Origin of the sequence: Methylobacterium nigriterrae (assembly GCF_037106235.1) — a bacterium.
Lineage (GTDB): Bacteria > Pseudomonadota > Alphaproteobacteria > Rhizobiales > Beijerinckiaceae > Methylobacterium > Methylobacterium nigriterrae.
Genome location: NZ_JBAWTG010000053.1, coordinates 23574 through 29573, shown reverse-complemented (window position 1 = coordinate 29573; position 6000 = coordinate 23574). Strand labels below are relative to the sequence as shown.

Sequence of the window (6000 nt, the reverse complement as noted above, 5' to 3'; positions counted from 1 at the left end):
TAAACCGCAACCGCCACAATGCGATGCCGATCCTGACACGGCTCCGAGGCTGTTCAACCTGGAAATCGATATGCAGACCGGGAAGGCAAAGTGGGATCGGATCACCGAAGGCGATGCCGGCGGAGAAATGCGGCCGATCCCACATCGATATCATCCATGAGTGGGATTACGCGCGCGGTTCTGATCGGCGTACTGGGTGTTTGAGAGCCTTACGCTTGAGCGCGGCCCAAGCGCTGCCGGTTTCCATAATGGCCCTTACGCGAACTGGGCGGCTCCATAACGCTCAATCCGTGCGAAAGGGCCGGGATCGCCCGGCACTTTGATTTCCAGACACACAAACCTAACAGGTTGAAGTGCCTGGGAAACCGTCGTTTCCCTTACACGACCAACAACGGCATTTGGAACGTTCCACACGGGCAAGCCCTAATGGAACGGCCTGGAGCGAGCGGCCGGCTTTGACCTGTGTTGATGACGGTTATAGGAAGCGGGCCGGACGGACGGACGGACGGACGGACGGACACGACACGGCCATGGCCGATACCCTGCTGATCGAGTTCAAGCAGATGCTCGCCCTCCTGCGCGACCACCTCCAGCACCTCCGAGCTATCCAGCCGACCTGATCATGACGGCCCGCAGGACTGAGACCCCTCTCGATGCCGCGATCCGGGATGTGGCCGAGGCCGAGCAGCGCCGGACGCGGCAGATCCGCCTGATCGCCGAGCTGACCGGCCAGGAGCAGGCGCACGCCCGACAGATCTTGGCCGAGATCGAGCGCACGCTTGCCATCGCCCGCGCCCACCGCTCGCTGCTCCTCAGCCTTGAAGACAATAGTGAATGAGAATGCGCCTGCCGGCCAAGGTCCGATGAGGAAAGCCCTATTCAAACGCTGAGTAGGCGCTGCAGCGGCAAGGCGAGCCCCTTACGCGTCAGCTTCGATCCCCGATAGCGGCGCGGTCAGCTCGCAGATCACCCCCTCGGGCGGGAAGCTCAGGCCCACCTCGCCATCGATTGATCCAGCAAGGCCGCGCTCGATCAGGCGGCTGCCGAAGCCGCGACGGCTCGGTGGCGTCACCGGCGGTCCCCCGTGCTCCGTCCAGCAGAGCCGAACGGTCGGCTCCGGCCCGGTTTGAACGAGGCTCCATTCCAATCGGACGAAGCCGTCCGGCGTCGAGAGCGCCCCGTACTTGGCCGCGTTGGTCGCCAGCTCGTGGATCATCAGCGCCAGCGACAACGCGCCCCGCGAGCCAACATGCACGAACGGCCCTTTCACCTGCAGGCGGCCGATCTGCGCGTCATCGTGGATCGCCAGCGCTCCTCGGACGACGGCCTCAAGGCTTGCGCTCTCCCGTGAGCCGGACAGCAGAATGTCGTGGGCCCTGCCCAGGGCGATCAGGCGCGCAGCAAGCGCCTCCTGCGCCGTCTCAAGATCAGGTGCGTTGCGCAACGTCTGGCTAGCGATGGCCTGCACCATCGTCAGCGTGTTCTTCATCCGGTGGCTGAGTTCGCGGTTGAGCGTTGCCTGCTCCTCCTCGGCTCGCAACCGGGCGATGCCGACTTGCACCCGGTCGGCGACGTTGCGGGCAAAGGCGATCTCCTCCGACGTCCAGGCTCGCGCTTCGGGACTGTGGACGAAGAACAGGCCAACCGTCCGGCCGCGCTCGCGCACCGGCACGTTGAGCATGGCGCAGATGTTTAGGCTCTGGAACGACGCAGCGTGATCGGCAGTCCGGGGATCCTCGGTCACGGCGCGGACGACGAAGGTTTCCCCTCGCTCAATCACCGGGCCGATGCTGCCGTAGTCGGCGAGGCGGTGGCGTCCAACAAGGCTGCCCTCACCGGGCGCGGTCCAATCCCTGAGGATAGCGATGAACTCGCCTGTCACGTTGAGTTCGCCGTAGCCTGTTCGGCTGGCGTTCATGGTCCGGCCGACGATCTCGGCCGCCGCCGCGGTCATCTCCGGGATCGTGGTCACGTCACGCAGGTAGTCGCCAAGTTCGATCAGGGCGGTCCGGCGCGTGGCAGCAGCAGCAGCCTGCGTCTCGGCCGCCCGCATCTGGATCAACTGGCGGCGCTCACGCAGCAAGATCATCACCTGCCGGGCGAGCCGCCGCAGGGCATCGGCCTGTCCCTCGGTGAGCCCGTCGGGCCGTGGCACATGATCGATGACGCAGAGGCTGCCGAGTACCCGGCCGGTCTCCGTGCGCAGCGGCGCTCCGGCATAGAACCGGATGAACGGGCCGCCGGTCACCAAAGGATTGTTGTGAGTACGCGGATCTGCCGTGAGGTCCGGGATGACGAGCAGGTCTGGCTCGGCCAGGGCATAGGCGCAGACAGAGGAGTTGAGGTCGGTTTCGCAGGACGGAAAGCCGGCGCGGGCCTTGAACCACTGCCGGTCCTTGGCCACCAGACTGACCAAGGCCACGGGTGCGTCGCAGATCAGGCGCGCGATCTGCACAGCATCGTCAAACCCTTCCTCCGGAACCGTATCGAGGACGTCGAACGCCTCCAGCTCGGCGAGCCGGTCAGGGTCCGAAGTGTCTAATTCTACAAGATTTTCAAGCCGAGAGATCATCATATGGAGGGCGAAACTTGGCGCCGGCCGTTGTAGCGGTTCACCCGATCATTGTCATTCTTCCGCTCAAGAGCCGGCTGTATCGGGTGGCTGCCGTTTGCCCTGCAAGCTGGCGAAACCGTCGATCTGCCCTAACGTTAGCTCATGTTGGGAGACCGGCGGTGCACAAGGCGACGCTCGAACTGCTGATGGAGATGATTTACGGCGTCGCCCTCGACGAGGCCCTTGCCGATGAACTCTCGCGGATAGCCGAGATGCTGCAGAAAGCGGGCATGCCCCGCGAGGCCGCTGATGTGCGAGCCCGTACTCGCCACCACAGGGTGAAGGCTCTCGAATTGCGAGGTCGGATCGCGGCCTTGGGTGAGGAGTGTATCTGCCTGTTTGATGAAGAGGCGGACGCGCGTCAGCTGCAGTGAGGTCGATGCTCCGGGAAAGCCACCTCACGCCCGACGCTCTCGCCGCGATGGCGGAACGCCTGCGCAACCTGCGCGCAACGACGGGGCTCAGCCAGCAGAAGTTCGCGACCTCATTTGGATTGGGGCATAGCCAATGGGCGAACTTTGAGAGCGCCAAGCACCGGATCGGGATCGACGCGGCACTCACGCTGAGACGCGAGATGGGTGTGCCGCTCGATTGGATCTACCTTGGTGATACGGCCTGCCTTCCTGCGGCTCTCAAGGACGAGCTGCGTAAGGCGGCCCGGTGGAGCACGAACCAGGAAACCTTGTGACCCCTTCTTACGCGAGCGCCGCTGACGAAGGGCTCGTCCGCAAGATGCGGCCAGCCCCGGTCACTGCGGACAATCCGCAATCAGACGGGGAGCACGCCTACCGCGACCGCTACAGCAACGTGACCCAGATGCGGACCAGCACCATCGGCCGCAAGCCGGCCGAGGCGCCTGCGAACTGGCCATCGGTTTGCACGTTCCCATGCATGTCCTTCTATCGAGTCACGATCTGCGCCCACGGGCGCCTGCGCGACGTCAGCGCGCTCTGCGAACGCGAGGTGGCTCTCGCCGCGGAGTCGATCCTGCGCCAGTGTGGCGACGTCATGCCGGTTGGCTGCGCAGTCGACGGCCCCGATCCAGCTGCGAGAAGGCGCCTGACCCGTTACCTCAATGACGTGAGGCTCGAGTTGCTGATGGCGCCATAGCGAGCTGTCGCGCCTTTTTCCGTTCGCTCCGAACGATTGCCGCCCCCTACCGTGAGGCGCAGCATCACCGTGCGCCCTGTCCGTGCAGGGTGCAGGCACCGGCCGCACACGTTTCAGCCAAGCGCGGCGTGCGGTCGGTGCTCTCTCGTCGCGTCCGATCCAAACGATTGCCGGCCCCTACCCCGAAGCGCAGCATCGTCGCGCGCCCTGGCACGCGATGATCCGGGGTGGCAGGCACCGGCCGCGCGCGTTGCACACCCTCGCAGCGCGCGTTGTGGTCGGTGACCCCGCCGGCTGGCCTGTCCCCACCCAGAGGAAGCGTGAAGCCCAGCCGCGGAGCCCCGCTGGGTTCGTGGCGCGCACGGGCAAGAGCTTTGACGGATGGGCGCGCGCGGCCTTAGCCTGATCGTCAAAAGCTCAGGGGGGAGCATCTCATGTGTGCCGCTGGTGCCCGTAGGTCTGGCGTAGACCAGCCCGGCCAACCGCATCTAGTGCTGAGCCACCGCCTGCCGCGCTGGCGCCGTCGAGCGGCGAACGACAACCGCTCACAGCCTGCCGAAGCTTACAGGCTTGCCCTGATGCTTGCGGGCATGGCGCTGGTCTGCACCCTCGCCCTCGGCACGGTTCTGATCCAGGCGTGACTGTTGCCGGCTGTGGCCCGCGCGGAAGGCCCCACCGGCTGCTGATGCGCAGACAGCCGGTGGGGTCAGCCCGCCGACGTGGCGGCGGCTCCGCGGCGGGTGAGGTCAGGCTCGGCCGGAAGGATGAACGACTCCTTACTCGCCTGGAGCCAGTACGCCAGCGTGCTAAGCTCGGCCCTATGGCAATGGACCAGACCATCGGTGCCCTGTTCAGGGCCAAGGCGATCTCGGAAGATGAGGTGGATGCCGCCGTCACGTCATGCGTGGCCGGCCCTCCGGACGAGGCGTTCGTGTTCGCGGGCACCTACCTCGTCAACCTCGCCGCGGCCGTTCAGGCCCTCCCCCAAGCCCGCGAGCGACTGAGCGACCCGGCCGCATCGGAGTTCCTGAAGCGCATCGCGGTGCGCACGGCTATCATGCTGGCACGGCCGGACAAGCAAGGGCCCGATCCGGTGATCAACTACTCTGGTGAGGACGCGCCTTTATCCGGTGGCGCCGAGCCCGCCGAGTACGACATCCGCCAGGAAGAAGTGGGCTGGGGCGTCTACCACGCGAAGACGGGCACACCCGTGCGCTTGAATGAGGTCCCACAGATCGGTCTCAGTCGACGGGTCGCCGAGGAGATCCTGCAGACCTTGGACATGGTCGAGCCAGGACCGGACAAGGACGCAGAGGGTTGAGCTACAGCGCGCCCTGATCAGGTTCGTTGTGCAGCGAGAGCCCGCGGCCTCATCTGCCGTGTCTGTAACGGCCACAGCTGGGCCCTAGGTGCGTCTCGGGTAGCGCCGCGATCCCTGACCGCGATCCGGAAGGCGCAGCTCAGTGCTGTATGACGGCGTGCGGATCGATGTGCGAAGCATGGGTGCCGGTCACGGACTCCACCGCGCCATAGATCGAAACGTCGCCGCCGTTGTTGACGATGGTGCCGTTGACCATGCCGCGAATGTCCGCGGATCCGCCTTCTTCAATGAAGACGTTCCCGTTCACCGTCCCGTGAAGGATGAGGTGGACGCCCTCGGGCACGACCATGTCGCCGTCGAGGAGGCCGTGGAAGGCAACGTCGCCGGCAAGCACCTGGCGACCAACGTGGTGGCCCCTGATACTTTCCATCGCTCCGCTCCTCACATCGCGTTCGGCTGCGCCCGCTTAGAATGCGCCTTCTCCGGTGGCAGGCCCAGCGGGCGGCCCGATCCGATTGCAGGCGGCCATGCCGGCGTGCAGTATCGTTGTGCGCCCTGTCCGCGCAGGGAGGCAGGCACCGGCCGCACGCGATCCGAACGCTAGTGTCGCGGTCGGTGCCACCACCGCGTTCGATCTCTACGATTGCCGGTCCGTGCCACTGAGCGCAGCATCAGCGTGCGCCCTCCTATCAGCGGGTGCAGCTGCCGGCGTGCGCCTCCTCGAGGGCAACGGGGACCAGTGCGTCGGCGGCCCGTCCTGCCTTCCTGCGCGGTTTCACGCGAAGGCTTGCTGGCGCAGGCCACCTAGCGCACCATCATCACGCGACCCGGGATCGACCCTCGGGAAGCAGTCGCCGGCCGTGCCCGTTCACCCCCCTCGGGTGCGGCCGGTGACATTTCCGCCTTCACAATCTGATGCTTGTAGGCAAGGCTTGCGCTCGTCCCTGACGGATGT

Annotated in this window: 8 protein-coding genes; 6 read left to right on the top strand and 2 right to left on the bottom strand. The window is 65.9% G+C overall.

The features are described from left to right. Window positions 1-622: 622 nt before the first annotated feature. On the top strand, window positions 623-838 hold the full coding sequence (locus WDW90_RS22635; protein ID WP_336489720.1) for a hypothetical protein: 216 nt from the start codon (window positions 623-625) through the stop codon (window positions 836-838). A gap of 81 nt (window positions 839-919) precedes the next feature. On the opposite strand, the gene WDW90_RS22630 is transcribed toward WDW90_RS22635, so the two are convergent. Further along, a complete protein-coding gene (locus tag WDW90_RS22630; protein ID WP_336489728.1) occupies window positions 920-2572 on the bottom strand; it encodes a sensor histidine kinase in 1653 nt (550 codons plus the stop codon). 161 nt (window positions 2573-2733) lie between these two features. Between WDW90_RS22630 and WDW90_RS22625 the strand changes: the two genes are divergently transcribed. The 5 genes from WDW90_RS22625 (at window position 2734) to WDW90_RS22605 (ending at window position 5045) form a co-directional block, all read left to right on the top strand. Continuing rightward, entirely contained in the window at window positions 2734-2988 is a 255-nt protein-coding gene (locus WDW90_RS22625) for a hypothetical protein (RefSeq protein WP_336489719.1), read from the top strand. Window positions 2989-2993: 5 nt separating this feature from the next. Continuing rightward, complete coding sequence (locus WDW90_RS22620) at window positions 2994-3302, top strand: helix-turn-helix domain-containing protein (RefSeq protein WP_336489718.1); 309 nt, start codon at window positions 2994-2996, stop codon at window positions 3300-3302. Continuing rightward, window positions 3299-3724, top strand: coding sequence for a hypothetical protein (locus WDW90_RS22615; protein WP_336489717.1), 426 nt, complete (start codon window positions 3299-3301; stop codon window positions 3722-3724). Before WDW90_RS22620 ends, WDW90_RS22615 begins: the two co-directional genes overlap by 4 nt. Before the next feature lie 434 nt (window positions 3725-4158). After that, window positions 4159-4365: a hypothetical protein gene (locus tag WDW90_RS22610; RefSeq protein WP_336489716.1), complete on the top strand. Its 207-nt coding sequence runs from the start codon at window positions 4159-4161 to the stop codon at window positions 4363-4365. A gap of 185 nt (window positions 4366-4550) precedes the next feature. Beyond that, window positions 4551-5045, top strand: a complete 495-nt coding sequence (locus WDW90_RS22605; RefSeq protein ID WP_336489715.1) for a hypothetical protein — start codon at window positions 4551-4553, stop codon at window positions 5043-5045. 139 nt (window positions 5046-5184) lie between these two features. On the opposite strand, the gene WDW90_RS22600 is transcribed toward WDW90_RS22605, so the two are convergent. After that, window positions 5185-5475 (bottom strand): hypothetical protein, encoded by a 291-nt coding sequence (locus tag WDW90_RS22600; protein WP_336489714.1) that lies wholly within the window; start codon window positions 5473-5475, stop codon window positions 5185-5187. Window positions 5476-6000 lie beyond the last annotated feature (525 nt).

What these genes read in the sequence shown, in the direction of transcription:
- WDW90_RS22635 (WP_336489720.1), top strand. Translation starts at nt 623, where the DNA reads ATGACGGCCCGCAGGACTGAGACCCCTCTCGATGCCGCGATCCGGGAT.
- WDW90_RS22630 (WP_336489728.1), bottom strand. Translation starts at nt 2,572, where the DNA reads ATGATCTCTCGGCTTGAAAATCTTGTAGAATTAGACACTTCGGACCCT.
- WDW90_RS22620 (WP_336489718.1), top strand. Translation starts at nt 2,994, where the DNA reads ATGCTCCGGGAAAGCCACCTCACGCCCGACGCTCTCGCCGCGATGGCG.
- WDW90_RS22610 (WP_336489716.1), top strand. Translation starts at nt 4,159, where the DNA reads ATGTGTGCCGCTGGTGCCCGTAGGTCTGGCGTAGACCAGCCCGGCCAA.
- WDW90_RS22605 (WP_336489715.1), top strand. Translation starts at nt 4,551, where the DNA reads ATGGACCAGACCATCGGTGCCCTGTTCAGGGCCAAGGCGATCTCGGAA.
- WDW90_RS22600 (WP_336489714.1), bottom strand. Translation starts at nt 5,475, where the DNA reads ATGGAAAGTATCAGGGGCCACCACGTTGGTCGCCAGGTGCTTGCCGGC.